The sequence below is a fragment of the Acinetobacter sp. S-1 genome (assembly GCF_059579785.1).
Genome location: NZ_CM184207.1, coordinates 3,594,627 through 3,619,079 on the forward strand (window position 1 = coordinate 3,594,627; position 24,453 = coordinate 3,619,079).

Below are 24,453 nucleotides of genomic sequence, written 5' to 3' on the forward strand. Positions count from 1 at the left end.
TTATTCGTTACGTTTTTTGTACTTTAAATCCTCGAAAATCTCATTATACGATTTAAATAGAGTCATAAAAAACAAAACAGGCTCTATTTAAGAGCCTGTTTTATCATTATCCACGAACTTTAGATTTAGGTTTACTTTTCCCGCCAAACGGTCTTTTTTCTCCTGTTTCACGAGGAGGTAAACCATTATGTTGCGTTAGAACCTGTCCTTTTTGTGGACGCTTCTGATTCGAATGATTATTCGTTTGCTGATTATTACGTTTAACCGAATCACCTGCTGTAGACGAATTTTTCTTACGAGCAGACTTATATTCCCCTTCTGTGCCTTTTGGCTGATAAGTCGGAATTAAATGCTGCTTCGAATTACCAATTAAATCTGCGCGACCCATCTCTTTTAGGGCCTCACGAAGTAATGGCCAGTTGTTTGGATCATGATAACGCAAGAATGCTTTATGCAGACGACGGCGTTTTTCACCTTTTACAATATCAACTTTTTCAGTATAGCGAGCGACTTTAGCAAGCGGGTTTTTGCCCGAATAATACATGGTTGTTGCAGTTGCCATTGGCGAGGGATAGAACGTCTGTACTTGATCGGCACGGAAACCATTCTTTTTCAACCAAATTGCAAGGTGCATCATGTCATAATCTGAAGTACCCGGATGCGCAGCAATAAAGTAAGGAATTAAATATTGCTCTTTTCCTGCTTCTTTACTAAAACGGTCAAACATTTGTTTGAAACGATCATACGTACCAATACCCGGTTTCATCATCTTAGATAACGGACCTTGTTCGGTATGTTCAGGAGCAATTTTTAAATAACCACCAACATGGTGTTGTACTAGTTCTTTTACATATTCAGGGTTGAGTACCGCAAGGTCATAACGTAAACCAGAACCAATCAGAATTTTCTTCACACCTTTAATAGCGCGCGCTTTACGGTAAAGCTGTACTAAAGGTGCATGATCCGTATGCAAGTTTTGACAAACACCCGGATAAACACAAGAAGGTTTACGACAGTTCTTCTCAATTTCAGGATCTTTACAGTGCAAACGGTACATGTTTGCTGTTGGGCCACCTAAATCTGAAATAATACCGGTGAAGTTTGGTGCCGTATCACGGATTTTTTCAATCTCACGTAAGATCGAATCTTCCGAACGGTTTTGAATAATACGACCTTCATGTTCTGTAATCGAACAGAACGTACAGCCGCCAAAACAGCCACGCATAATGTTGACCGAGAATTTGATCATATCAAATGCAGGGAAACGAGCATCACCATAAGTAGGATGTGGCAAACGTGCATATGGTAAATCAAACACATAATCCATTTCCTCAGTGGTTAGAGGAATTGGAGGTGGGTTAATCCACACATCACGCTCACCATGGCGTTGCACCAACGCACGGGCATTACCCGGGTTGGTTTCAAGGTGCAAAATACGGTTTGCATGCGCGTAAAGCACTTGATCATTTGCCACTTCTTCAAAAGAAGGTAAGCGAATAACCGCCAACTCTCGTGGTGGTAATTTGTGTTTAATTGCTTTTGACGGTGCTGGCTTTAATTGAACGATTTGAGTGTCGTCATCGAGTTTGTCGCCTTCACGCACAATCGGATTCGCAACAATCTCTTTTTGGAAATTTTGATACTGAGCTAAAGAGTTACCCTTTTCTTTTTCAACCTCACAGCCATCAATATCTTCTGTCATGACATATGGGTTAATAATTGGATCAACACGCCCAACCGTATCTACATCATTACTCGCAACTTCAACAAACTTTGCTTTTGATGCTTTGTTATGTTTATTAATAATAAATGCCGTACCACGAACATCAGTAATCTCGTGGATTTTTTCACCTTTAGCCAAACGATGCATTACATCAATAATGGCACGCTCACCATTACCATACATGAGCAAATCGGCTTTTGAGTCCATCAAAATCGAACGACGGACTTTATCTGACCAATAATCGTAGTGGGCAATACGGCGTAAACTGCCTTCAATACCACCCAATAACACAGGTACATCAGGGAAAGCTTCTCGACAACGTTGGCAATAAACTGTTGCTGCACGGTCTGGACGTTTATTTGGTTCATTATTTGGAGAATAAGCATCATCCGAACGAATTTTACGATCTGCCGTATAACGGTTAATCATCGAATCCATATTACCTGCGGTTACACCCCAAGCAATTGTTGGCTTACCTAAAACGCGGAAGCTTTCAACATTGGTCCAGTCTGGCTGCGCAATAATTCCGACACGGAAACCTTGTGCCTCAAGCACACGTCCAATCACACCCGATACAAATGATGGATGGTCAATATAAGCATCACCACAGACTAAAATAAAGTCACAAGCATCCCAGCCGAGTTGGTCCATTTCTTCTCGTGACATCGGCAAAAATGGCGCTGGTTCAAAACACGACGCCCAATATTTGTCGTAATCAAACAACGCTTTTGGCGCAGTTTGCATGGTGTAGGCAGTAGACATGGCTTGCGAATCTCGGCTAGCAGATGAAGGAGAGACATCTAAAGATGAAAGCCGATCATTTTAACATGAATTTCATTCATTTTCCCTGTTTATAAAACATGCGAAAACAACAATATAGAAATTAATTTGATCAAAGTTTATTCAATATTTTATTCTTAGCATAAATACGGCGGATCAAAATCCGCCGCAGTTTTAATTTTTATTTATAGAGCTTAGAACAAAGCTTTTGGCAAACGAATTTGAATAATCTCGTTATCGTCAGCCAGTTTTGCGTTACGTCCTGTAGAACCAGGGAAATTATTATCATTGAAAACGGTAAGAGTTGTAGCATTTTCAATAATCACATCTTCAATGGTTTCAAATGGGAAAGCAAAAGCCTGTCCCGTACCAATATCACCTGCTCTAGCTGTGCCATACAGCATATTCGGGTTAGCAATTTTAATTAAATCAACCAAATCTTCACGGCTTACTAGCTGGCCTGACTCATTCAATTTAATACGAATTAATTTTTTATAGCCGCCTAAATTATTCTGGGTGGCATCACGTTCAATAATGATCCCTTCTTTATCATTAAAGAGTTGGAAGTCACCAATATTGGTTGCCTTGCTGTCTAGCTGGAACCAATAATATTTCCCTGTATACGCTTTTTTCTTCACATCAAATTGAGAAATCAATAATTGTCTTTCCGTTTCTCGAATTGACTTAATTGGCTTTTCTACAAGTGGGTAAAGATACTGTCCATCTGGCGAAATTGCCATTCCTTCAAAACCACCACTTTGCTGAACTAGAGGTTCTACAAAATTAATTTGCGCTTTATTAAATTGATTTTGTGGTGAACGTAATTCTTGAGTCGGATTTAACGGATTTGGCAGAGCAATCGGCGCATCTAATAACACGCCATCTGCTGAAAAATGAAGTAAATAAGGTCCAAACTCATCTCCAATCCAGTAGGTCCCGTCACTAGTACGCTGCATCGACTCTGGGTCAAAATCAGCACCCGTTAATAAACGCTCAGCTGTATCACCATTCACGATATTAAATGGAATTAATTTATTCGGATCACGCAGTTGGATAAAGCTTTGTACAGTAACTTGGCTCGTGCCTTTAGCTTTAGTTTTGAAATCCGGCTTTATTTTATAAATACGAAGTAAAAAGTCTGCTGAATTATCTTGAGTTCCAAAACCGTTATCGGCCATTGCCATATAACTGCCATCTACATTTTTTAATGCAGCAGAAAAGCCTTGTACAGGTTGACCTTTAAATGGAGGATAAATTCCATTTGCACCTTTCACATATGCACCAGAGTCTGGACCAGCAGCATAAGTTTCTACAGGTAATTTAGCAAAAGAAATTAAGGTTGGTTCGGTAACGGTTTCAGTAGGTGAAGTTTGTTCTTGGTCGTTATCATCATTACATGCCGCCAATCCTAAACTGGCACAGCATAATAATACCGCTAATGTTTTTTTGCTCATGGTTTTATACAGTTGGTAAAAAATTAAGCAAATTTAATCAAGCTTATATGAAGTTTTTACTTCAAAAAGATGAAATCTTTATGGCGAAAATATGACAAGACCAACTATTTAATACAACCTCAAAAATTAGACCTCTTCGCTAAAAACTGCTTAAAGTTTTGTTGGTTGATATTCTCCAGCAATTGCTGCTTTTAAAAATTTTTGGAAAGTTGGACATTCCATATGATTTTCGGCAGGACATACAGCAGCGTGTTCTAATCCTTGGCTGATAAAATGCAATCGCTTTGCCATTTGCTCTAATTGTTGAGCTTTATCTTTTAATTTTTGCCGGTCAAGCTCAGGCTTACCATCTTGCCCAAACATTGTTGCGATTTCATTTAAGGAAAAACCCGCAGCACGACCTAAAGAGATTAATGCCAATTGATCAATGACCTGCTTGCCGTATTGTCGACGTAAGCCTTGCCGCCCTATCGATTTAATTAATCCTTTCTCTTCATAAAAGCGTAGTGTAGCCGTTGTGACTTTTGCCTTTTTAGCAACTTCACCAATATCCATAATAGCCTCTTGACTTCAAGTGAACTTGAACTTGCACAATAAATTTATCACGTTTCATACGTATAAAAGCAAGGTGTAAAAATGAATACCTCTACGTTGTTCTTTCAAGCTTTATATCTTGGTATTGGTGCAACAATTATTATGGATATCTGGCTATTAATATTAAAGATGTTCAAAATTCCGACCTTAAATTTTGCTTTCCTCGGCCGCTGGGTTGGTTGGATATTTCAATGGAAACTCATCCATCAATCTATTGCCAAAAGCCCTCAAATTAAGGGCGAATATTTATTGGGTTGGATTGCTCACTATAGTGTTGGGATTATCTTTGCATTGAGTTTTCTTTTCATTATTGGTTCAACTTGGCTTAGCCATCCTCAGTTTTACTCAGCTCTAATGTTTGGTGTAGTCACCGTCCTCATTCCATTTTTTATTATGCAACCTGCGATGGGTAGTGGCTTTGCTTCATCAAAAACACTTCATCCTTTTTTGAACTGTCTAAAAAGTTTGATGAACCATAGTGTTTTTGGTTGTGGCTTATATCTCACTGCAAAACTATTTCAAATTTAAATAAAGAGGAGACTGCTCATGAAAACTGTTGCCATTATTTACCATAGCCGCCAAGGTCACACCCAATTTATTGCTCAGCAAATTCAAACTGGTATTTTGAGCCATAAAAATATGAAAGCAGATTTACTCAATACTGAAGATATTATCAACAGCCCAGAAATTCTTATCCAATATGAGGGCTTAATTTGGGGAACCCCCACTTATTTAGGTGGTGTATCCTCCAAGTTAAAACAACTTATGGATGCAACTGGTCCATTATGGAAAAAACAAAGTTTTAAAGGAAAATTAGCGGCTGGATTTACCGTTTCATCTCTTCCTGCTGGTGATAAACAATCCACGCTAATTTCCATTTTTACCTTTTGTATGCAACACGGTATGCTCTGGATTGGCAATCCAATTCTGCCAGAACAACATCAAGGTGTTGCCTATGCAAAAGCAGCTAACCGTCTCGGTTCATGGTCAGGCTTAATGGCTCAAGCTGAACATGGCAGTAATGCAGCTGGTTTTGATGAAGGAGATATTAAAACCGCTCAACAATTTGGAGAAAATTTTGCTTTGACCCTAAATGCTTATCAAGCAATATAAAACCATGAAAGCACAGAAACTTTTATTCCTCTTAATTTTATCGGGAATGATGTCTTTTATAGTTTCAGGTATTTCAACTTTCAAGGTTGTAGGGCTAAATCATCACTTCGTTTCATTATGGGTATCAGCTTGGATTATTGCATGGATATTAGCTTTCCCAAGTGTATTAATTTGTGCTCCTATAGCCCAGAAACTAGTCGACATCATATTTAAGAAAGTTGAAAAAGCACGTCTGTAAGTTAAAACGTACGAAACTTGCGGTGATTTTCGGATATTCAGCTTTAGTATTTTTTCATAGTATATAAATCATAGAGAGACAGGATGTCTCATTGAAGAAGAATAAGAACGCAGGAAGCGGTAGTTGACAGGAGTTAGCTACATAAAGCTGAATACGAAGAAACCTCGACAGGATGTCGGGGTTTTTTCATTTCAATTATACAAAATTCTTACTTTCTAAATGTGCTGAGCAACAGAACTTATATTGATCTGGTAGGTACGGCTGAATACCATCATTTCATTTAAAATTTGATTATTGGTTTTGTATTTTGCTTACCTCATCTTTAGCTCAAGATCATTTTGAACCATCACAATTACACCGTCTTAGCCTCAAATTTTTTATTATTGCTTTAATGATAATAATGACAGGGTGTACAAGCTTAGGGCCTAACAGTGGCTCATTTTCTTGGCGCTCAAATAAACTCTCGTCTGGCTTACAAAAAGCTTATTCTGTTCCAGCGAGCACAGCCAATCGGCTATCTCCAATGATTATTCAAAGTGCTGACCAATATAATGTCCCCCCTCTTTTACTCGCAGCAGTCATCAGGCAAGAGTCTAGTTACAATAGTAACGCTCGCTCTCCTACTGGCGCCGTCGGTTTAACTCAAATTATTCCAAGTTATTGGCAACAAACTTGTGCGGGGAATTTATATGATGAAACCACTAATATTCAATGTGGTGCTTATATTTTGAATCACTATTATCAGTCAGCTGATAGTTGGTTCAAAGCAACTGCTTATTATAATGTGGGACCAACTGGATATGAGCGAAGCTTCTGGACACGACACAAAGCTAAAAAATATGCTCGATCTGTGAAACGTCATCAGAAAACTTTAAAAAGTGCTTTATAAATTAAAGTCAAATAAAAAAAGCCCATCTATTAATGGGCTTTTTTACATAGTTAATTTTATTCGTCAAATAAACCTTCAAATAAAACAGAAGATAAATAACGTTCCCCGCTATCAGGAAGAATAACAACTATTGTTTTACCAGCATTTTCAGGACGCTCTGCAATTTTAGCTGCAGCAGCCAAGGCGGCTCCACTTGAGATACCTACCAAAATACCTTCTTGAGTTGCACAGTTTCTCGCCCATTGAATTGCTTCTTCACTACTCACAGGCAAGACTTCATCAACCAAATCTAAATCAAGATTTTTTGGAATAAAGTTTGCACCAATCCCCTGAATTTTATGGGGTGCAGGCGTAATGCTTCCACCATTTTTGGTTTGAGTAATAATTGGAGATTCAGCAGGTTCAACTGCTACTGAGTACAATGGCTTATTTTGGACCTGTTCAAAATAACGAGAAATACCCGTTATCGTACCTCCAGTACCTACGCCAGCAACTAAAATATCAACCTGCCCACCTGTTGCTTGCCAGATTTCTGGGCCAGTTGTATCTACATGAATTTGTGGATTGGCTGGGTTTTCGAATTGTTGAGGTAAGAAATAAACATCTGGTTGCTCAGTTGCTAATCGTACCGCTTCATCAACCGCACCTTTCATCCCTTTCGCCGGTTCAGTTAGAACTAAATTAGCACCTAAAGCTTTTAATACTTTTCTACGTTCAAGACTCATGCTGGCTGGCATAGTCAAAGTAATTGGATAACCCTTCGCTGCCGCAACAAAAGCCAATGCAATCCCTGTATTACCACTAGTTGGTTCAATAATATGCATACCTTCTTTCAACACACCTCTTTTTTCTGCATCTGCAATAAGTGCAGCCCCAATACGGCATTTCACAGAAAAGGCAGGATTACGACTTTCTACTTTCGCTAATACAGTTGCACCAGTTTTAATTAAACGGTTGATACGAACTAAAGGAGTGTTACCAATAGCTTCTGCATTATTTGAATAAACTGCGATACCTAAATTATTGGTTGTTGGGAATTGTTGATCGGTAGACATGTTATATCCTTATTAGACTTGATATGAATTTCTTCCATTATAATCATATAAAGAATTGAGGATACAAATTCCACGCAATAAAAAACACCCCCATTCATTAGAACGGGGGTGTTTGGAATAATGAGCTGGCGATGACTTACTCTCACATGGGTAACCCCACACTACCATCAGCGCTAAGAGGTTTCACTTCTGAGTTCGGGAAGGGATCAGGTGGTTCACTCTTGCTATGGTCGCCAGCACAACTGGTATGGATACTTGCTTCGTTTTATTCACTGTGTGATACGTTGCGTTTTCCAAATCTTTACAGATGGGCTGATTGGTCTGATTTTTCGTTGTTCATTTTAGCTAGTAGTATAACTAAATCAAGTTGCTTTGCATGTTTATGAATCGATTGATGCTTCATATACAACTGCTTGGGTGTTGTATAGTCAAGCCTCACGAGCAATTAGTATTGGTCAGCTTCACATATCACTATGCTTCCACATCCAACCTATCAACGTCCTAGTCTCGAACGGCTCTTTAGAGGAATAAATTCCTAGGGAAATCTTATCTTGAGGTAGGCTTCCCGCTTAGATGCTTTCAGCGGTTATCCCTTCCGAACATAGCTACCCGGCGATGCGACTGGCGTCACAACCGGTACACCAGAGGTTCGTCCACTCTGGTCCTCTCGTACTAGGAGCAGATCCTCTCAAATTTCCAGCGCCCACGGTAGATAGGGACCGAACTGTCTCACGACGTTCTAAACCCAGCTCGCGTACCTCTTTAAATGGCGAACAGCCATACCCTTGGGACCTGCTTCAGCCCCAGGATGAGATGAGCCGACATCGAGGTGCCAAACACCGCCGTCGATATGAACTCTTGGGCGGTATCAGCCTGTTATCCCCAGAGTACCTTTTATCCGTTGAGCGATGGCCCTTCCATACAGAACCACCGGATCACTAAGACCTACTTTCGTACCTGCTCGACTTGTGGGTCTCGCAGTTAAGCGCGCTTTTGCCTTTATACTCTACGCGTGATTTCCGACCACGCTGAGCGCACCTTCGTACTCCTCCGTTACTCTTTAGGAGGAGACCGCCCCAGTCAAACTACCCACCAGACACGGTCCTCGTCCCGGATAACGGGACAGAGTTAGAACCTCAACATTACCAGGGTGGTATTTCAAGGACGGCTCCATTGGAACTAGCGTTCCAACTTCAAAGCCTCCCACCTATCCTACACAAGTAAGGTCAAAGTTCAGTGTCAAGCTGCAGTAAAGGTTCACGGGGTCTTTCCGTCTAGCCGCGGGTACACTGCATCTTCACAGCGATTTCGATTTCACTGAGCCTCTGCTGGAGACAGCGCCGCCATCATTATGCCATTCGTGCAGGTCGGAACTTACCCGACAAGGAATTTCGCTACCTTAGGACCGTTATAGTTACGGCCGCCGTTTACTGGGGCTTCGATCAAGAGCTTCGCTTACGCTAACCCCATCAATTAACCTTCCAGCACCGGGCAGGCATCACACCCTATACGTCCACTTTCGTGTTTGCAGAGTGCTATGTTTTTAATAAACAGTTGCAGCGGCCTGGTTTCTGCGGCTGTCGTCAGCTCAGGAAGCAAGTTCCATCACCAACAACAGCGTACCTTCTCCCGAAGTTACGGTACCATTTTGCCTAGTTCCTTCAGCAGAGTTCTCTCAAGCGCCTTGGTCTACTCGACCTGACCACCTGTGTCGGTTTCGGGTACGATTCCTGTGTAACTGAAGCTTAGAGACTTTTCCTGGAAGCATGGTATCAGCCACTTCACTGTACAAGTACAGCTTGCTATCGGATCTCAGTATAGAGTACCCCGGATTTGCCTAAGATACATACCTACATCCTTCCACCTGGACAACCAACGCCAGGCTGACTTAACCTTCTCCGTCCTCTCATCGCATTACACAGAAGTATTGGAATATTAACCAATTTCCCATCGACTACGCCTTTCGGCCTCGCCTTAGGGGTCGACTCACCCAGCCCCGATTAACGTTGGACTGGAACCCTTGGTCTTTCGGCGAACGGGTTTTTCACCCGTTTTGTCGTTACTCACGTCAGCATTCGCACTTCTGATACCTCCAGCATACTTCTCAATACACCTTCATCGGCTTACAGAACGCTCCCCTACCACTTGACTAATGTCAAATCCGCAGCTTCGGCACATAGTTTTAGCCCCGTTACATCTTCCGCGCAGGCCGACTCGACTAGTGAGCTATTACGCTTTCTTTAAAGGGTGGCTGCTTCTAAGCCAACCTCCTAGCTGTCTATGCCTTCCCACATCGTTTCCCACTTAACTATGATTTTGGGGCCTTAGCTGGCGGTCTGGATTGTTTTCCTCTTGACTACGGACGTTAGCACCCGCAGTCTGTCTCCCGGATAGTACTCATAGGTATTCGGAGTTTGCATCGGTTTGGTAAGTCGGGATGACCCCCTAGCCGAAACAGTGCTCTACCCCCTATGGTATTCGTCCGAGGCGCTACCTAAATAGCTTTCGGGGAGAACCAGCTATCACCAGGCTTGATTAGCCTTTCACCCCTATCCACAAGTCATCCCCTGGCTTTTCAACGACAGTGGGTTCGGTCCTCCAGTTAGTGTTACCCAACCTTCAACCTGCTCATGGATAGATCGCCTGGTTTCGGGTCTATACCCAGCAACTAAACGCCCTATTAAGACTCGATTTCTCTACGGCTCCCCTATACGGTTAACCTCGCTACTGAATATAAGTCGCTGACCCATTATACAAAAGGTACGCAGTCACACCACGAAGGTGCTCCCACTGCTTGTATGCATGCGGTTTCAGGATCTATTTCACTCCCCTCACAGGGGTTCTTTTCGCCTTTCCCTCACGGTACTGGTTCACTATCGGTCAGTCAGGAGTATTTAGCCTTGGAGGATGGTCCCCCCATATTCAGACAAGGTTTCACGTGCCTCGCCCTACTCGTCATCATTATGTGTGCCCTTTCGTGTACGGGAATATCACCCTCTACGTTCGCACTTCCCAGAGCGTTCCACTAAAACACACATAACTTAATGGGCTGATCCCCGTTCGCTCGCCGCTACTGAGGGAATCTCAATTGATTTCTTTTCCTAAGGGTACTGAGATGTTTCACTTCCCCTCGTTCGCCTTGCAACACTATGTATTCATGTTGCAATACCTACCTTAAAGTAGGTGGGTTCCCCCATTCAGAAATCTCCGGATCAAAGGATATTTGCCGCCTCCCCGGAGCTTTTCGCAGGCTATCACGTCTTTCATCGCCTCTGACTGCCAAGGCATCCACCACATGCACTTAATTACTTGACTATACAACCCCAAACAGTCGTCAACACCTACAAGTGAGTGTTGTCCGTGCGATTCTTCATCGCTACTATCTGTTGTCTGTGTACTTAAACACTGTACAGCTTCAATCTAAATTCATATACCAAAACGCTTGATTCAGTTAATTTGCTAGTTCTCAATTCATCTAGATTAATTGCTTAATCTAAACTCTTGAGTGAACAATTTATTTCAGACTCAATTTTGCCAATCTGTTAATGAATAAACACGCCTTCGTCAGGTCATGCTTAATACCGTGATACTTAAATCACAGAAGTTAATAAACCAAGACCGAAATCTCTATTTACTAATTTCTGTAATCCGAACTTATCTTAAGTTCTGGTGGAGACTAGGAGAGTCGAACTCCTGACCTCCTGCGTGCAAAGCAGGCGCTCTACCAACTAAGCTAAGTCCCCAGCTTACATCATCAGTCATGTATCTTTTATCTATAACTTCAACCAGTCAAAGTCATGGTGGGTCTGACAAGACTTGAACTTGTGACCCCACGCTTATCAAGCGTGTGCTCTAACCAACTGAGCTACAGACCCTCAGATACATCTATGAAGAACAACTTGTTGTGGATTCTTACCAATCGTCAATCTTTCGTTAAGGAGGTGATCCAGCCGCAGGTTCCCCTACGGCTACCTTGTTACGACTTCACCCCAGTCATCGGCCACACCGTGGTAACCGCCCTCTTTGCAGTTAGGCTAGCTACTTCTGGTGCAACAAACTCCCATGGTGTGACGGGCGGTGTGTACAAGGCCCGGGAACGTATTCACCGCGGCATTCTGATCCGCGATTACTAGCGATTCCGACTTCATGGAGTCGAGTTGCAGACTCCAATCCGGACTACGATCGGCTTTTTGAGATTAGCATCCTATCGCTAGGTAGCAACCCTTTGTACCGACCATTGTAGCACGTGTGTAGCCCTGGCCGTAAGGGCCATGATGACTTGACGTCGTCCCCGCCTTCCTCCAGTTTGTCACTGGCAGTATCCTTAAAGTTCCCGACATTACTCGCTGGCAAATAAGGAAAAGGGTTGCGCTCGTTGCGGGACTTAACCCAACATCTCACGACACGAGCTGACGACAGCCATGCAGCACCTGTATGTAAGTTCCCGAAGGCACCAATCCATCTCTGGAAAGTTCTTACTATGTCAAGGCCAGGTAAGGTTCTTCGCGTTGCATCGAATTAAACCACATGCTCCACCGCTTGTGCGGGCCCCCGTCAATTCATTTGAGTTTTAGTCTTGCGACCGTACTCCCCAGGCGGTCTACTTATCGCGTTAGCTGCGCCACTAAAGCCTCAAAGGCCCCAACGGCTAGTAGACATCGTTTACGGCATGGACTACCAGGGTATCTAATCCTGTTTGCTCCCCATGCTTTCGCACCTCAGCGTCAGTGTTAGGCCAGATGGCTGCCTTCGCCATCGGTATTCCTCCAGATCTCTACGCATTTCACCGCTACACCTGGAATTCTACCATCCTCTCCCACACTCTAGCTAACCAGTATCGAATGCAATTCCCAAGTTAAGCTCGGGGATTTCACATTTGACTTAATTAGCCGCCTACGCGCGCTTTACGCCCAGTAAATCCGATTAACGCTTGCACCCTCTGTATTACCGCGGCTGCTGGCACAGAGTTAGCCGGTGCTTATTCTGCGAGTAACGTCCACTATCTCTAGGTATTAACTAAAGTAGCCTCCTCCTCGCTTAAAGTGCTTTACAACCATAAGGCCTTCTTCACACACGCGGCATGGCTGGATCAGGCTTGCGCCCATTGTCCAATATTCCCCACTGCTGCCTCCCGTAGGAGTCTGGGCCGTGTCTCAGTCCCAGTGTGGCGGATCATCCTCTCAGACCCGCTACAGATCGTCGCCTTGGTAGGCCTTTACCCCACCAACTAGCTAATCCGACTTAGGCTCATCTATTAGCGCAAGGTCCGAAGATCCCCTGCTTTCTCCCGTAGGACGTATGCGGTATTAGCATTCCTTTCGAAATGTTGTCCCCCACTAATAGGCAGATTCCTAAGCATTACTCACCCGTCCGCCGCTAAGATCAGTAGCAAGCTACCTCTCTCCGCTCGACTTGCATGTGTTAAGCCTGCCGCCAGCGTTCAATCTGAGCCATGATCAAACTCTTCAGTTAAAATCATTTTGTACCTTATTTAAAGACAAGGTACCAATTCTGGCTCATCAATTACTGACTTAAATTTCGCTCAAATAAACTTCGAGTAATTTAAACCAATCAATCAATGAAAATTATTTCGATTAATCAATCAGTAAAAATCCACACAAGTTGTTCTTCAATTCTCTTAATGATCTTCTTCCTGGTTCGTCACCAGCAAGCTAGGTCGGCTATATTACTCTTAATCTCTTAAAAGTCAACAGGTAATTTCGATATTTTTAAAACTTATCTATCAAACCAACTTATCATCAAATTCATCACTTAAAGCAATTAACTTAATCACAAGTAACTGTTTTTCAACAAGTTTCTATCTGCATCACCGCCGATGGATGTGCATTATAGACCATTAACTTACCTTTGCAAGCGAAAATTAAAAATTAATGACTTGAGCGTTTACTTTTAAACCACCACACGTATTAAGCTATTGTTTTATATTGATAATTATTTTAATTTTTTATTTTTGACTTAAATAGGCCAGTATCATGCTCGATAATTCGCGTTTAAGTTGTTGTTCTGAGATAAGAAAATTGTTCTGGCTTACATAACGCATCATCGTAAAAAGCGTACTATTAATAATTACAAAGGATTTATACTTTACCTGTTCGAAGTCCCACTGATGAGGATTTCTACTGAATGTATATAGCCCTACTTCAAAAAAATGCTTTTCTAAAATCTGAGCAGCTTGCGAATGACTATAGTCATGCCAGTGTTTCAGCACTTCTATAAAAAATCCATGATCGGCTTTTAATGCATTAAATCCCAACTCTATTGCTAAGGGAATGAGCAGCTCTAAAGGAATATTTCCTTGTCGCACAACTAATTCTTTAAGTTGTTGCCCCAGCAATTCGCTTTTACGGCGCAATAGTTCTTCTATGATTTGATCTTTATTCTCAAAGTATTGGTAAATCGACCCAACACTTACTCCAGATTTCTCTGCAATTTTAGGCGTCGTCGTATGTAGTAATCCATACTGGGCGATACACTGCTGTGTCGCCTCTAAAATATGGTCAACAATAATTTTTGAACGCTGTTGCTGTGGGGCTTTTCTCATCGTTTTTTATTCGTTAAATGCGAATTGAATGCGAATAATTATTCATATTAGCCTATTTATTATTCAGTTCAATAAGTAAGTAACGATATGCAAATGATTAGCCCGACTCGACTTGCTTCTTTTAATGACATGCAAGACAGTAATTTCTTTACTCAGTTTTTAAATATCTGTTGCGAAAAACCTGTACAACCAAACTATAAAGAATATGTGTCTTTACAACGTGCTCTTTGTGAAGGAGACGTTGAAATGGATAAGGTGATTGATTGGGTTATGGAAGATCCCAAAGGTCACCGAATGATTTTTGAGAAGATATTATTTCAAGGCCGCGATAACCTATCTGAGCCGCTACCTACTGAGTTAGAAAATTTCTTTAATTACATTGAGCAAAAGCCTGAATGGTTAGATCAGCGTCAAATTGATGAGGCTGTTAAATTTACTCATCGTTTAGGAATAAATAATGGTCTTATTCTTAGAGATTTATCCTTAATGGCGGGATATTTATATCCGGGATTTAATCAGCCGCTAATTTTAACGGGTGCATTAAAGAAACAGGCGGGTACTCGTTTAGCTGAAACCACAAAATGGTGGGTTGATATTACTGAACCTCAAGGACTTGAGCGTCTAAGCGCAGGTTTTACATCAACGATTTATGTTCGCTTTATTCATGCACTCGTTCGCCGACAATTAAAAAAGTCTGATCGTTGGGATAGTGAAGTTTGGGGAATTCCACTTAATCAATTTGATTTAGCCATGACTAATTTGGCTTTTAGCAGTGTAGTTTTACTCGGTATTAGGGCTTTAGGTGTATGGCCGACCAAACAAGAAGCCAAGAGTTTTCTACATTTTTGGCGTTATGTTGGCTGGTTGATGGGTATTGATGAAAAATGGCTTATTCAATCTGAATCTGAGGGTTGGAGGTTACTTTACTGGATGCAGTTTGCTCACCCTCGCTCCGACCACAGCAGTGTTGAGTTAGGATCAAGCTTATCTAAAGAGCCTTTTGAGAGAAAATATCTGCATTTACGCTCTTTGCAGCAGAAGCTTGCTTATCGACAACATTTAGAACTTACCCAATTTTTTATTGGGAAGAAGAGAATGAAACTACTCGGATTGCCTCAGCAGTCTGCCTCATGGTTTGCTTATTATCTAATTGTGCGTAATTCACTACTTTATAATGGTGCAAAGCTTTCACCAAAAGTTGAAAAGTTTTTATCTAAATCAGGCCGTAATATACAAAAACTTGGCTTAACGCTTTATCAGAATCAAGGTAAGGCAAAAACCTTAGTGAGTATGCATCAATAACTTTTAAAACTTAAAAACAAAAATGGAAGCCCGTTAATTAGACTTCCATTTTCAAATATTAAGGAACTTATTGAGCTGATGAACTGTGCATTTCAGCGTGATTCATTTGCTCGTGTGGCTCCGTCATCTGCTTCTTTTTCTGACTTGGCATGTAGTCAGGTTCGTTGTTGATCGCCAAGTAAAAAACAATCATAAACAATAAACTCAGAATAGAAGCCACAATAAGTAACTTCCATCCCCACCAAGATTGTTCAGGTGATAATTTATTAGTCATTTCATTTCTCTCTTTAAATTAATATTTTCAGTTCATTTAATTCGTTAAGCTTTTTAAAACTTCATGCTCATACGGACCCAGTAGTTTCTTCCGATATTGTTAAACTGCTCTTCGCTCGCAAATCCAAAGCCAGCACTACCCGCTTTATTTAAGTGTTCGGTATAGGTCTTATCTAATACGTTATCAATGCCAACAGAGACATCGATATCTTTACGAAGGTTGTAACTTCCGTTTAGAGAAAGAGTCGAGAAACCTTTACTTGGTTTTAAGTCATATCCTACGATATTACCTTGATGTAGACTCACGCGGTTTTGCTCAGCAACCGCTCGCCATAATAATCCTAAATTATATTTATCAGCCACATAGCGAATATTTAGGCGACCTTCTAAAGGTGAAATTTGAGGTAGTGGTTTGTCATCTGTGGTGTTTTTACCCCATGCATACATCGCACTCAAATCTGCCTGAATATGGTCAGTGAATTGATATCCAATACCCGCTTCCGCGCCTGCGATGGTTGCATCGACATTCTTGGCACCCGCAGTAATATCATGACTCATATCATGCCCACCCATTCCAGTACTTGGGTGATGGTGATAACTCATTAAAATGTAGTCATCCACCAAACCTGCATAAGCAGAAGCCCATGTGTTTAAAGCACCATGTTGTTGCTGGAAACCCAGATCCAACTGTAATGTTTTCTCAGGATTCACACCATTAAAAGTATTGGTTGAGCCCGAATTACCATGTTTAGGCGAGAAAAGTTCCCAGTAATCAGGCATACGCTCTACATAACCTAAACCAATATAGCTTTTTAGGTCATGCTCAGGATGTTGATTTTCCCAACGCACAAATGCACTCGGTAAAGTCTTTTCAAGTTTAGTATTAAAGCCTTTTACTTGAGAATCAACGCGCTCATCTTCAACTGTGACTCGATCTAAACGTGCACCTGTAACCAGTTTGTTGAAATCGTTCCATTGATAGCCCAGTTCGCCAAAAGCACCATAAGATTGAAAACGCATATCTTGACGATATGGAATATTCATTGAAGGCATTGTTGGCGATGACATGCTACCGCCATGTTTATTAAATTGAGAGTCAACGCCTGTGATCAAACTCCATTTGTTCCATTCAGAAGTCATTGCCAAACGTGAGTTTAATGTACGGCGTGTCACTTGCATTGCCATTGGATTCGGCATCAGCATGGTCATACCACCATGATTCATTTCAACTAATGGCGGTGTGCGCAAACTAAAGTTATCCATAATATGGTCGTTATAGCTATAGTTCACCTGCCCTTCAATTTTCTTAATGACATCGGTGATATTTTTCTTTTCAAACCGCAGACCTAAGCTTTCTCGCGCAAATTGAGATCCATCCATTGAACGTCCAGCATAAAGCGATTCACCATCAGATTTTCCACCAGTGAGTTCGACCCACGTGTTTTCATCTGGAGTAAAGCCAAGTGCTACATCAGCATTCCACTTTTTCCATGCTGACGGCACGGTATTTCCATCACCATCTTGATAACTATTCGACTCTGAACGATTGGCATTTAAACGGATATATTTTTTCTCATCGCCCACTGCAGCTTCAATATTATGGTCAATACGCCCATATGAACCTAGCAAGACACTTGCTTGCCCACGATAAGGTTTTTCAGAGGTAAGTTTCTCAGGCTGACGTTCAAAAAGGACTGTTGCAGCAGAACCTGTATTGGCATATTGAACAGTTTGCGGACCCTTAATCACAGAAATACGATCATAACTTTCTGGTGAAATATAAGAGGTCGGTGCATCCATACGGTTTGGGCATGCACCTAAGTTCTCAGTTCCATCTGTCAAAATTTTGATGCGTGACCCAAACATACCTCGGAATGTCACATCACCATTCGTTCCCCCACTTTGTATTGAGTTAAAACCCATAATACTTTGTAGATAGTCTGCACCATCTGTAGCAGGCACTGGCTGAATCGGTTGCTTTGGGTCTGCATGTACAATCAAGCCATTTGCATCGTTGCCTTGTTGTGCTGTAACAACAATAGGTGCTAATGAGTGAAGCGCTTGGGTATCGGCATCATTTTCTTCTGAATTAGCAAAAACTAGCCCCGAATGAGAGACAGCAAACATCGCAACCCATAAAGGTTGTAGTAAAAATTTAGAATGTGGCATTTTTATACGCTCTAAAACATAAATAAAGTGATATCGAAGTCAGTTAAGACCCCAACAAAAAATTGCTTTTATTTATGCAAATAGAGGTGGTGCACGCCCTTGCGGGAGTAGAAAAAGTCGCTGTAGTGCAAAGTAGACATGTCTAAATGCTTGTTGATAAGCGACTAAGCGGACTTGTATGCGGACTAAAACTTCTTTTACGCCAAATTCAGGTGGCAAAACCAGATTGGCATAGACGGTACAATATTGACACTGGTGATTTGCATCATGATGATCATGTTGCCCAGAGGCTTGTGCCTGTTCAATATGATGTTCATGATGTGAATGCATGGCATGTGACATGGTTTCCATCTGTGCTTTAGGTTTAAGCAAAGCGAGGGTAATAGTTTCACAGACCGGAGCAATTTGATACTGCTTCGGTAATAGCGGCTGTAGAAATACCGCGACCTGTAAAAATACTGCTGCACATGCAAGCAGTAAACCACTACGAAAAACCAAAAATCACATCCACACTACATTGATGTTTCAAGAATAGAAATTTTTAACGTTTTACTGCAACTTTTTCACGCTCACGTTGACGAACAACTTTTTCAACTTTTTCTCGAGCACGCTGACGTTTAAGTGGTGACAAATAATCCACAAATAATTTGCCATTTAAGTGATCCATTTCATGTTGGATACAAACAGCGAGAAGTCCATCAGCTTCTATCTCAAATGCTTGACCTTCAAGGTTAATTGCCTCAATTTTCACACGTGACGGGCGCTCAACTTTGTCGTATATTTGTGGCACCGATAGGCAGCCTTCTTCGTACTGCTGCTTATCTTCTGTCAGTGGAGTTATTTTGGGGTTAATGAAAACCATAGGGTCATCTTTAGATTCAGACAAATCTATGACGATAAGCTGAATATGACGATCGACCTGAGAAGCTGCTAAACCAATACCTGGTGCCGCATACATGGTTTCAAGCATATCTGCTGCAAGTTGACGAATTTCATCAGTAACTTCTTCAACAGGCTTAGCAATGGTACGAAGACGGGGATCAGGAAAACTTAAAATAGGTAATAAGGCCATACTGACGTCCTCACTTATGCCATTGATTGAAAAACCAAATGAAGGAAATACTTCATCGAAAAATTGTGTGTTAGCCGCCTATTATAACGCATCTGCACGCATAATTTTTAGGAATTATCATAATGAAAAAGGTTTTTGACGGCATGGTTCAATTTCATGCTTTGGGGATAAAAAAGCATTTACTTGCTTTGGCACTTTTTACAGGGGTTGCATTCAGTACGGTAGTAGAGACTTATGCTGCTAGTCCGAACCATAATCCACCCTCTCTTAGAAGTAATGCACCACATGTCTACATAGTAAAACGAGGAGATACGCTATGGGATATTTCTGGTCACTTTCTGAGTAAACCTTGGCGCTGGCCTGAAATTTGGGCAAATAATCAGCATGTCAAAAATCCACACTGGATTTATCCTGGTGATCGATTACTGCTGTGTAGTTTAGATGGCCGTCCATTGGTTGGAAAAGATGAGGGAGATGGCTGTGTCGGCATTATTCGCCGTTACACAGGCCAAATGACAAATTTACAACCTCAAGTTCGTGTGGAGTCACTTAACAATAACGTACCTGTTATTCCTCTTGAACATATCAAACAATGGTTAGAACACAGCACTATTCTACCTATCGATGCAATTCAACATACTCCTTATGTAGTCGGTACTGCCGATCAACGTGTACTGGCGGCAAAAGGTCAAACTATTTATGCGCGCGGACAAGGTTTAATTGATGGTCAACGTTATGCAGTTTATCGTGAAGGTGAACCTTATTATTTCACCGATAATAAAGGCAAAAAGCACAGTCTAGGTATTGAGCTACAACAAGTTGCCTCAGGGATTGCGATCTCTTCTGAAAAAGACATTACCACGCTTGAGTTAACTGATAGCTACAATTCTGAAGTACGTCGTGGTGATCGGGTGATGCCAGAAGAAGAAGCAACATTACCTACTTTGTTTTATCCGGTAGATGCCACTCAGGTGACAGAGGGCGGCAAAATTATTCGTGTAATGGGATCAATTGGTACTGCTGCCAAAAATAGTGTGGTGACTTTGGACCGAGGTACAGCACAAGGTATCCAAGTAGGACAAGTTTTTGATATTACGCAACAAGGTGAAACCATTAGAGATCCTAAAACCAAAGAACCAATACAGTTACCAGGACAACAAATTGGTAGTTTGATGGTCTTTAGAACTTTTGATCAGTTGAGTTATGCCTACGTATTAGAAAGCGATTTACCAGTTAAAGTTGGTTCAAGCATTCAGCCACCCCGCTTTAATGATTAATGCTGGATGTACCTTTTACAATGCTTACTCAACTTTCTTCACACCATTACCACACGCTTAAAGTGTGGTATTTGGTGCAACACTCTTTAGTCAGCTTTAAAAAAATTGTCGATTATTTTGGTAACTGCGAAAAGGCAGTCCAACCAGCTAGTTTGGCACAGTGGTCAAATCTTGGCTTACACGCTAATCATTTAAAACGCGTAGATGAATTTCAAACTGCTCAGGGTCAAGCTCAGTTTGAAAAACTGGTTCAACAGGTCCATCAGCATACCGACTTTATTTTAACAGCAGATGACTCAGGCTATCCCACTCAGCTATTACCTTATACAGATCACCCACCTATCATTTTTGGAAAAGGTCAGGCACAAGCCTTATTGCAACCGCAAATTGCGATTGTAGGTAGCCGAAAACCAAGCCCCCATGGTCGTCAGGTTGCTTATGATTTTGCCTATTACTTAAGTGAAAAAGGTTTTTATGTGAGTAGTGGCTTGGCATATGGCATTGATGAAGCTGCTCACCAAGGAGCTTCAGCTCATCAACGTACGATTGCTGTGACAGGAACTGGTTTAGACAGTACCTACCCTACTCAAAATAAAAAACTTGTAGAACATATTTTGGCTCAAAACGGCGCGATTATTACTGAGTTTTTGCCTGGAACACCTCCATTACAACAGCATTTCCCACGTAGAAACCGAATTGTCAGCGGTTTGAGTTTAGGCGTGTTAGTGGTAGAAGCTACCTTAAAAAGTGGTTCTCTCATCACTGCGAACAAAGCTGCCGAACAAGGTAAGACTGTATTTGCCATTCCTGGTCATATTTACAGTGAGTTTCATCAAGGTTGCCATCAACTTATTCGTGAGGGAGCAATTTTAGTCGATCATCCTGAACAAATTATTGAAGACCTTGCTTTACCCACACAGTGGCAAAGTCAGCAACAAAACTCCACCGAGCAGGCTGTAGTTTCTAGTACCCCAGAAATTCCTGAGCATTTAGTTAACCTTTATCAGTCTTTAGACTGGGTCGGACAAAATATTGATCAGCTTGTTTTACATCACTCGCAGCCTGTTGCAGAACTCACCTCTTCACTGATGGAACTAGAACTACTTGGTTTATGTATGCAACAATCAGGATTGTATTTACGTTGTCGTTCTTAGTATTGGAGCGCACAATAGCAATTCTGTCTGATTGAAAGGAAGAGTATTACCATGATTACCACCTCAGTTACCGAAGCAGCCGAATGTTTACAACAAGGTCAAGTTTTGGCATATCCAACTGAGGCAGTTTGGGGGCTAGGTTGCGACCCTTTTAATAAGCAAGCTTTTCAAAAGATTCTTGAACTAAAGCAAAGGCCTATTGAAAAGGGTGTAATTTTATTAGCAGGTCATATTAGCCAAGTCGAGCACCTGCTAACTTCTCTACCTCAAACAACCCAACAAGAAATTATTGATTGTTGGACTAATCATCAACCTTCAGAAAGAGCAACAACTTGGCTATTACCTGCTGGCGAACATATTCCTTCATGGATTAAAGGTGAGCATCCTCTTGTCGCTGTTCGAGTCACTACACATCCTTTATGTGTGGCATTATGCAATGCTTTTCATGGCTTTATTGTCTCGACTAGTGCGAACCCAAGTGGACAAGAACCTGCACACTCACTACAGGATGCCTGCCAATACTTTGGTTCACAATTAAACTATCTGAATGGTGACTTAGGCCAGAGCCAACAACCAAGCAGAATCATTAACGCTCTTACCAGAGAGATTATTCGCGCCTAATTTCAAACAAAAAAAAGCTCAGTTATATAGGGATAACTGAGCATAAAAAAGGATGGGTATATACCACATCCAGAGGGTTTGGATATCTGGGGAACGAAAGATAATTTACAAAGAAAAGAGCGCCTTTCGTAGTGGCCGCTATTATGTGGTAAGAGGTTCAATGAGAGAAATATATTATTTCTCTAAAAAAAGCATGAAAAGTGTAGGGAATTTACGGTTTTTTGCATATAAATTAAAATTATATTAATATTTTTACTCGGCTTTTTTAATATTTATATTACAACCTATTTTTATAAACTATTTATAAATCATATAGAAAAACTTTAACTAAGAAAAAATTGGCATATTTTTATGAGTTTTTTTCAAAATATGCCATAGTTTTTTTACTGACTTTAGTTTTGTTCTTGCATTAATTCGCTCTTTTTAGGACTCACCTTCTTCTGAGCCATAATGATACCAATTAAAATAACAATCCCACCTAATGTGTGATAAATGGTCCACTGCTCAGACAACCAGACGCTTGCAATAACTGCTGTAAAGACAGGTACCAAGTTCATAAAAATACTTGTTCTATTAGGACCGAGTTGTTGAACAGCTAACATCCAAACTAACGGCGCAATGAGTGAAGCAAATACTCCTGCATAAATAGCACTTGGTGCATTTTCAACATTTAAAGCATCAAGTCCAAACCAGAGAATTAAAGGAATATGAAATATTACAGAAAACCCAATCTGAACATATAAGCTTGTCATAATTGGTAGAGGCAGCTGCCATTTTTTAAGAAAAACACCATAAAATGCATAGAAGAATACGGCAATAATCATCAATGCATCACCAAGATGTCCGCCACCACTTAAAAGCTTATTAATATTTCCTTGGGACATGACATATAGCAAACCAGCAAAAGACAAAATACTGCCAAAAACTGCAAAGCGATTAGGCACATCTTTTAAAATGGCAAGCGAAACAAAGATCGTAAAGATGGGAATAAATGCATTCACAATCCCCATATTGGTTGCACTGGTATAATGGGCAGCCGTATAAGCTAAGCCTTGATAAAGTACCATCCCAAATGCACTTAACACAGCAAGCTTAGGTAAATATGGTATTACTAGTCGTCTTTGTCTCCACACAGACATAAACATAAATGGAGTCAAAATAATAAAAGCGATTAACCACCGATAAAAACTAATACTTACCGGAGAGATATAATCCGAGACATAGCGGGTGACTACAATATTTAAAGACCAAATCAATACTGCCAAAATGGGAAAAATAAACGCCCATTTGTGATATTTCATGACCTGACTCATAGCAATACACCATCTACAAAAGATGGTTTTATTTTGAAGAATGTCTTAATAAATTGAAATATCGTATTTCCGACATTGATATCGAACTTAAGACATCATCTTTTTTAGAATAATGTCCAAGCTTTCATGGCATGTTCTACAACTTTATGTAATTGATCAGTACTGGCACCGTCTCTTGCCTGAATGGTAAGGCCTTGAATGACAGTGGCATAAAAGTCCGTCATTTCTTGTAGAGGAGCATTAGATAGCAAATCACCCTGCTCAACACCTTGTTTGAGACGCTCCAATAATTTTTCTTTGGTTTTTATGCGCTTGTCTAATAGGTTCTGCTGCACATCTTGAGTTGCATCAGAACAATTCATGGCAGCAACCACCAACATACAACCAGCTGGTTTATTGGGTTGAACCAGTCGTTTTACGTTGTCATAAAGATATAACTCAAACGCAATTTTTGCAGTTTTTGCTTCTAAAAAGATGGTCTCAATAGGGCAGGCTTCATGAGCCAAATAGTAATCAATACTTTTATAAAACAGCCCTGCCTTATCACCAAAAGCACTATATAGGCTAGGTGCTGTAATTTCCAAAGCTTGCGTTAAATCACTAATAGACGTTGCTTCATAGCCATGCTCCCAAAAGAGCAACATTGCTTTTTGCAAAACCTCTTGTTCATCAAAGCATTTAGGACGTCCGCGCTTTTTTTTCAGCGTATCTTCTGTAACAGCTAAATTCGTTTCATGCCTATTTGTCATAAAGATCACATCTATTTTTATAACAATCGTTATTAAATTAATTGACGTTCGATTTTTTATCAACTATTTTATTTTCATAATGATCGTTAGTTAATTAATAAATTGCCTTTCTTTA

The 24,453-nt window shown here is 40.9% G+C and carries 18 protein-coding genes, 2 tRNA genes, 3 rRNA genes and 1 pseudogene; 8 read left to right on the forward strand and 16 right to left on the reverse strand.

The features are described from left to right. Positions 1–106: 106 nt before the first annotated feature. The 3 genes from AC52J8_RS17235 to AC52J8_RS17245 form a co-directional block, all read right to left on the reverse strand. The gene (locus AC52J8_RS17235) at positions 107–2,485 is read right to left on the reverse strand and encodes a YgiQ family radical SAM protein (RefSeq protein WP_005065662.1); all 2,379 of its coding nucleotides are present in this window, start codon (positions 2,483–2,485) and stop codon (positions 107–109) included. Between the two features lie 212 nt (positions 2,486–2,697). After that, positions 2,698–3,957, reverse strand: a complete 1,260-nt coding sequence (locus AC52J8_RS17240; RefSeq protein WP_086398716.1) for an esterase-like activity of phytase family protein — start codon at positions 3,955–3,957, stop codon at positions 2,698–2,700. A gap of 150 nt (positions 3,958–4,107) precedes the next feature. Beyond that, positions 4,108–4,512, reverse strand: a complete 405-nt coding sequence (locus tag AC52J8_RS17245; protein ID WP_086265381.1) for a helix-turn-helix domain-containing protein — start codon at positions 4,510–4,512, stop codon at positions 4,108–4,110. An 81-nt stretch (positions 4,513–4,593) separates the two neighbouring features. Between AC52J8_RS17245 and AC52J8_RS17250 the strand changes: the two genes are divergently transcribed. The 4 genes from AC52J8_RS17250 (at position 4,594) to AC52J8_RS17265 (ending at position 6,791) form a co-directional block, all read left to right on the forward strand. Further along, positions 4,594–5,079 carry a DUF2938 domain-containing protein gene (locus AC52J8_RS17250; protein ID WP_086398717.1) on the forward strand — a complete coding sequence of 162 codons (486 nt, stop codon included), beginning with the start codon at positions 4,594–4,596 and terminating at the stop codon, positions 5,077–5,079. 18 nt (positions 5,080–5,097) lie between these two features. Next, positions 5,098–5,664 carry a flavodoxin family protein gene (locus AC52J8_RS17255; RefSeq protein ID WP_086398718.1) on the forward strand — a complete coding sequence of 189 codons (567 nt, stop codon included), beginning with the start codon at positions 5,098–5,100 and terminating at the stop codon, positions 5,662–5,664. Between the two features lie 4 nt (positions 5,665–5,668). Continuing rightward, positions 5,669–5,902 (forward strand): DUF2798 domain-containing protein, encoded by a 234-nt coding sequence (locus tag AC52J8_RS17260; RefSeq protein WP_086398721.1) that lies wholly within the window; start codon positions 5,669–5,671, stop codon positions 5,900–5,902. Between the two features lie 307 nt (positions 5,903–6,209). Beyond that, a complete protein-coding gene (locus tag AC52J8_RS17265; protein WP_214287875.1) occupies positions 6,210–6,791 on the forward strand; it encodes a lytic transglycosylase domain-containing protein in 582 nt (193 codons plus the stop codon). A gap of 56 nt (positions 6,792–6,847) precedes the next feature. Here AC52J8_RS17265 and cysK read toward each other — a convergent pair whose 3' ends face one another. From cysK to AC52J8_RS17300, 7 genes and pseudogenes are all read right to left on the reverse strand, one after another. After that, positions 6,848–7,846: a cysteine synthase A gene (gene cysK / locus AC52J8_RS17270; protein WP_086398719.1), complete on the reverse strand. Its 999-nt coding sequence runs from the start codon at positions 7,844–7,846 to the stop codon at positions 6,848–6,850. A gap of 123 nt (positions 7,847–7,969) precedes the next feature. Continuing rightward, a 5S ribosomal RNA gene (gene rrf, locus AC52J8_RS17275) occupies positions 7,970–8,084 on the reverse strand. A gap of 186 nt (positions 8,085–8,270) precedes the next feature. After that, positions 8,271–11,161: ribosomal RNA gene (locus AC52J8_RS17280) — 23S ribosomal RNA — on the reverse strand. Positions 11,162–11,513: 352 nt separating this feature from the next. Further along, positions 11,514–11,589 (reverse strand) — tRNA-Ala (locus tag AC52J8_RS17285). A gap of 55 nt (positions 11,590–11,644) precedes the next feature. After that, a tRNA-Ile gene (locus tag AC52J8_RS17290) sits at positions 11,645–11,721 on the reverse strand. A 59-nt stretch (positions 11,722–11,780) separates the two neighbouring features. Continuing rightward, a 16S ribosomal RNA gene (locus AC52J8_RS17295) occupies positions 11,781–13,318 on the reverse strand. The 16S, 23S and 5S rRNA genes sit together here with 2 tRNA genes alongside, the layout of an rRNA operon. 519 nt (positions 13,319–13,837) lie before the next feature. Then, positions 13,838–14,408 (reverse strand): annotated as a pseudogene (locus tag AC52J8_RS17300) (TetR/AcrR family transcriptional regulator). An 87-nt stretch (positions 14,409–14,495) separates the two neighbouring features. Between AC52J8_RS17300 and AC52J8_RS17305 the strand changes: the two are divergent. Further along, a complete protein-coding gene (locus AC52J8_RS17305; protein ID WP_086398778.1) occupies positions 14,496–15,710 on the forward strand; it encodes an oxygenase MpaB family protein in 1,215 nt (404 codons plus the stop codon). Positions 15,711–15,777: 67 nt separating this feature from the next. On the opposite strand, the gene AC52J8_RS17310 is transcribed toward AC52J8_RS17305, so the two are convergent. The 4 genes from AC52J8_RS17310 to def all read right to left on the reverse strand — a co-directional run bounded on the left by AC52J8_RS17310 (position 15,778) and on the right by def (position 19,224). Then, positions 15,778–15,984: a hypothetical protein gene (locus AC52J8_RS17310; protein WP_086398779.1), complete on the reverse strand. Its 207-nt coding sequence runs from the start codon at positions 15,982–15,984 to the stop codon at positions 15,778–15,780. Between the two features lie 53 nt (positions 15,985–16,037). Then, positions 16,038–18,152 carry a TonB-dependent copper receptor gene (locus AC52J8_RS17315; RefSeq protein WP_086398780.1) on the reverse strand — a complete coding sequence of 705 codons (2,115 nt, stop codon included), beginning with the start codon at positions 18,150–18,152 and terminating at the stop codon, positions 16,038–16,040. Positions 18,153–18,224: 72 nt separating this feature from the next. Further along, complete coding sequence (locus AC52J8_RS17320) at positions 18,225–18,650, reverse strand: DUF2946 family protein (RefSeq protein ID WP_002114087.1); 426 nt, start codon at positions 18,648–18,650, stop codon at positions 18,225–18,227. 43 nt (positions 18,651–18,693) lie between these two features. Next, positions 18,694–19,224, reverse strand: a complete 531-nt coding sequence (gene def, locus AC52J8_RS17325; protein ID WP_032055797.1) for a peptide deformylase — start codon at positions 19,222–19,224, stop codon at positions 18,694–18,696. Positions 19,225–19,346: 122 nt separating this feature from the next. Between def and AC52J8_RS17330 the strand changes: the two genes are divergently transcribed. Genes AC52J8_RS17330 through tsaC form a run of 3 tightly spaced genes read left to right on the forward strand, consistent with a single transcriptional unit; the run spans position 19,347 to position 22,276 of the window. After that, a complete protein-coding gene (locus tag AC52J8_RS17330; RefSeq protein WP_086398781.1) occupies positions 19,347–20,501 on the forward strand; it encodes a LysM peptidoglycan-binding domain-containing protein in 1,155 nt (384 codons plus the stop codon). A gap of 20 nt (positions 20,502–20,521) precedes the next feature. Beyond that, complete coding sequence (gene dprA / locus AC52J8_RS17335; RefSeq protein WP_086398859.1) at positions 20,522–21,655, forward strand: DNA-processing protein DprA; 1,134 nt, start codon at positions 20,522–20,524, stop codon at positions 21,653–21,655. Between the two features lie 51 nt (positions 21,656–21,706). Beyond that, complete coding sequence (gene tsaC, locus AC52J8_RS17340) at positions 21,707–22,276, forward strand: L-threonylcarbamoyladenylate synthase type 1 TsaC (RefSeq protein WP_086398782.1); 570 nt, start codon at positions 21,707–21,709, stop codon at positions 22,274–22,276. 392 nt (positions 22,277–22,668) lie between these two features. On the opposite strand, the gene AC52J8_RS17345 is transcribed toward tsaC, so the two are convergent. Next, positions 22,669–23,589 carry a DMT family transporter gene (locus AC52J8_RS17345; RefSeq protein ID WP_002114137.1) on the reverse strand — a complete coding sequence of 307 codons (921 nt, stop codon included), beginning with the start codon at positions 23,587–23,589 and terminating at the stop codon, positions 22,669–22,671. 104 nt (positions 23,590–23,693) lie between these two features. Then, a complete protein-coding gene (locus AC52J8_RS17350; RefSeq protein ID WP_079380979.1) occupies positions 23,694–24,347 on the reverse strand; it encodes a TetR/AcrR family transcriptional regulator in 654 nt (217 codons plus the stop codon). Positions 24,348–24,453 lie beyond the last annotated feature (106 nt).